The sequence below is a fragment of the Pantoea sp. Fr+CA_20 genome (assembly GCF_024520835.1).
Taxonomy (GTDB): domain Bacteria; phylum Pseudomonadota; class Gammaproteobacteria; order Enterobacterales; family Enterobacteriaceae; genus Pantoea; species Pantoea allii.
Genome location: NZ_JALNPN010000051.1, coordinates 1 through 637 on the forward strand (window position 1 = coordinate 1; position 637 = coordinate 637).

Below are 637 nucleotides of genomic sequence, written 5' to 3' on the forward strand. Positions count from 1 at the left end.
TTCATGACTGGGGTGAAGTCGTAACAAGGTAACCGTAGGGGAACCTGCGGTTGGATCACCTCCTTACCTGAAGATACTTTCCCGCGAAGTGCTCACACAGATTGTCTGATAGAAAAGTAATGAGCAAGACGGCTGCGAAGTCGAGACACGTCTGTGTCCCCTTCGTCTAGCGGTTAGGACTCCGCCCTTTCACGGCGGCAACAGGGGTTCGAATCCCCTAGGGGACGCCACTTGCTTGGTGACAGGTGAAAGGTGTTGCCCACATATCTTAAAGATGACTTACGAGTCGTGTTTAAGATATTGCTCTTTAACAATCCGGAACAAGCTGAAAATTTGAAACGACACATGCTCGCATTCTTCCGTAATAAAGAATGATGACGTGTGTTCGAGTCTCTCAAAAGCTTACAGCTTACAAGCTAACTGTTATGCAGTAGCGCGCGAGCAGTGAAGAAAGCAAGGCGCGTCGGCGCACAGCCAGCGGAGCGTACTGAAGTACGTGAGCATGGCGAGCACCGCGCAACGACGCATTCTTTACGCGCAGCCGTTACGGTATTACAGATAAACGCCTGTGGGTTGTGAGGTTAAGCGACTAAGCGTACACGGTGGATGCCCTGGCAGTCAGAGGCGATGAAGGGCG

At 51.5% G+C, this 637-nt stretch carries 1 tRNA gene and 1 rRNA gene; both read left to right on the plus strand.

The annotated features are described in order from the left end of the window. Positions 1–66: ribosomal RNA gene (locus NR177_RS23750) — 16S ribosomal RNA — on the plus strand; the annotation flags it as partial. Positions 67–155: 89 nt separating this feature from the next. Beyond that, positions 156–230: transfer RNA gene (locus NR177_RS23755), tRNA-Glu, on the plus strand. The last annotated feature ends 407 nt before the right edge of the window (positions 231–637 follow it).